The 3,304-nt window shown below is 56.8% G+C and carries 1 rRNA gene; it reads left to right on the top strand.

Features of this window, described 5'->3' with window-relative positions:
• Window positions 1-154 precede the first annotated feature (154 nt).
• Window positions 155-3,273: ribosomal RNA gene (locus ACFYYJ_RS41460) — 23S ribosomal RNA — on the top strand.
• The last annotated feature ends 31 nt before the right edge of the window (window positions 3,274-3,304 follow it).

Here is a 3,304-nt window from a genome sequence, read left to right as displayed (position 1 = left end):
ACGGATCGTGCTTGGCACGTTGTTGGGTCCTGAAGGTACGGCCGTTTGGTCGATGTCTTCAGTGCCGGCCCCAGTGAACTTGGGCTCTTCGGAGTGCAGGGTGATGGGTGGCTGGTCGTTGTTTGAGAACTACACAGTGGACGCGAGCATCTGTGGCCAAGTTTTTAAGGGCGCACGGTGGATGCCTTGGCACCAGGAACCGATGAAGGACGTGAGAGGCCGCGATAGGCCCCGGGGAGCTGCCAACTGAGCTTTGATCCGGGGGTGTCCGAATGGGGAAACCCGGCAGTCGTCATGGGCTGTCACCCATGCCTGAACACATAGGGCATGTGGAGGGAACGAGGGGAAGTGAAACATCTCAGTACCCTCAGGAAGAGAAAACAACCGTGATTCCGGGAGTAGTGGCGAGCGAAACCGGATGAGGCCAAACCGTATGCGTGTGATACCCGGCAGGGGTTGCGCATGCGGGGTTGTGGGAATGAGCTTCAGTCGTCTGCCGGCGGCTGGGCGAGTCAGAAACCGTTGATGTAGTCGAAGGACATGCGAAAGGTCCGGCGTAGAGGGTAAGACCCCCGTAGACGAAACATCAGCGGCTTGCTTGCTCATCTCCCAAGTAGCACGGGGCCCGAGAAATCCCGTGTGAATCTGGCGGGACCACCCGCTAAGCCTAAATATTCCCTGGTGACCGATAGCGGATAGTACCGTGAGGGAATGGTGAAAAGTACCGCGGGAGCGGAGTGAAATAGTACCTGAAACCGTGTGCCTACAAGCCGTGGGAGCGTCGGATGCAGCTTGCTGTATCTCGTGACTGCGTGCCTTTTGAAGAATGAGCCTGCGAGTTAGCGGTGTGTAGCGAGGTTAACCCGTGTGGGGAAGCCGTAGCGAAAGCGAGTCCGAATAGGGCGATTGAGTTGCACGCTCTAGACCCGAAGCGGAGTGATCTAGCCATGGGCAGGTTGAAGCGGAGGTAAGACTTCGTGGAGGACCGAACCCACCAGGGTTGAAAACCTGGGGGATGACCTGTGGTTAGGGGTGAAAGGCCAATCAAACTCCGTGATAGCTGGTTCTCCCCGAAATGCATTTAGGTGCAGCGTCGTGTGTTTCTTGCCGGAGGTAGAGCACTGGATAGGCGATGGGCCCTACCGGGTTACTGACCTTAGCCAAACTCCGAATGCCGGTAAGTGAGAGCACGGCAGTGAGACTGTGGGGGATAAGCTCCATGGTCGAGAGGGAAACAGCCCAGAGCATCGACTAAGGCCCCTAAGCGTACGCTAAGTGGGAAAGGATGTGGAGTCGCAGAGACAACCAGGAGGTTGGCTTAGAAGCAGCCACCCTTGAAAGAGTGCGTAATAGCTCACTGGTCAAGTGATTCCGCGCCGACAATGTAGCGGGGCTCAAGCGTACCGCCGAAGTCGTGTCATTGCAGCAATAGGGCCAACGCCTGCTGTGATGGGTAGGGGAGCGTCGTGTGCCGGGTGAAGCAGCAGCGGAAGCTAGTTGTGGACGGTTCACGAGTGAGAATGCAGGCATGAGTAGCGATACACACGTGAGAAACGTGTGCGCCGATTGACTAAGGGTTCCTGGGTCAAGCTGATCTGCCCAGGGTAAGTCGGGACCTAAGGCGAGGCCGACAGGCGTAGTCGATGGACAACCGGTTGATATTCCGGTACCCGCTTTGAAACGCCCAATATCGAATCCATTAATGCTAAGGCCGTGAAGCCGTTCCGGACCCTTCGGGGAAAGGAAAGTGGTGGAGCCGCTGATCCAAGGTGGTAGTAGGTAAGCGATGGGGTGACGCAGGAAGGTAGTCCAGCCCGGGCGGTGGTTGTCCCGGGGTAAGGGTGTAGGCCGAGGGGTAGGCAAATCCGTCCCTCATTAAGGCTGAGACCTGATGCCGAGCCGATTGTGGTGAAGTGGATGATCCTATGCTGTCGAGAAAAGCCTCTAGCGAGTTTCATGGCGGCCCGTACCCTAAACCGACTCAGGTGGTCAGGTAGAGAATACCGAGGCGTTCGGGTGAACTATGGTTAAGGAACTCGGCAAAATGCCCCCGTAACTTCGGGAGAAGGGGGGCCATCACTGGTGATCGGACTTGCTCCGTGAGCTGGGGGTGGCCGCAGAGACCAGCGAGAAGCGACTGTTTACTAAAAACACAGGTCCGTGCGAAGCCGTAAGGCGATGTATACGGACTGACGCCTGCCCGGTGCTGGAACGTTAAGGGGACCGGTTAGTGACCTTTCGGGGTTGCGAAGCTGAGAACTTAAGCGCCAGTAAACGGCGGTGGTAACTATAACCATCCTAAGGTAGCGAAATTCCTTGTCGGGTAAGTTCCGACCTGCACGAATGGCGTAACGACTTCTCGACTGTCTCAACCATAGGCCCGGTGAAATTGCACTACGAGTAAAGATGCTCGTTTCGCGCAGCAGGACGGAAAGACCCCGGGACCTTTACTACAGTTTGATATTGGTGTTCGGTTCGGCTTGTGTAGGATAGGTGGGAGACTTTGAAGCAGCCACGCCAGTGGTTGTGGAGTCGCCGTTGAAATACCACTCTGGTCGTGCTGGATGTCTAACCTCGGTCCGTGATCCGGATCAGGGACAGTGTCTGATGGGTAGTTTAACTGGGGCGGTTGCCTCCCAAAGGGTAACGGAGGCGCCCAAAGGTTCCCTCAGCCTGGTTGGCAATCAGGTGTTGAGTGTAAGTGCACAAGGGAGCTTGACTGTGAGACCGACGGGTCGAGCAGGGACGAAAGTCGGGACTAGTGATCCGGCGGTGGCTTGTGGAAGCGCCGTCGCTCAACGGATAAAAGGTACCCCGGGGATAACAGGCTGATCTTCCCCAAGAGTCCATATCGACGGGATGGTTTGGCACCTCGATGTCGGCTCGTCGCATCCTGGGGCTGGAGTCGGTCCCAAGGGTTGGGCTGTTCGCCCATTAAAGCGGTACGCGAGCTGGGTTTAGAACGTCGTGAGACAGTTCGGTCCCTATCCGCTGTGCGCGTAGGAATATTGAGAAGGGCTGTCCCTAGTACGAGAGGACCGGGACGGACGAACCTCTGGTGTGCCAGTTGTCCTGCCAAGGGCATGGCTGGTTGGCTACGTTCGGGAGGGATAACCGCTGAAAGCATCTAAGCGGGAAGCCTGCTTCAAGATGAGTATTCCCACCTCCTTGAGAGGGTAAGGCTCCCAGTAGACGACTGGGTTGATAGGCCAGATGTGGAAGCCCGGTAACGGGTGAAGCTGACTGGTACTAATAGGCCGAGGGCTTGTCCTCAGTTGCTCGCGTCCACTGTGTTAGTTCTGAA

This window comes from Streptomyces sp. NPDC002467 (genome assembly GCF_042889825.1).
GTDB lineage: Bacteria > Actinomycetota > Actinomycetes > Streptomycetales > Streptomycetaceae > Streptomyces.
This window is presented reverse-complemented; position numbering and strand designations above follow the sequence as displayed.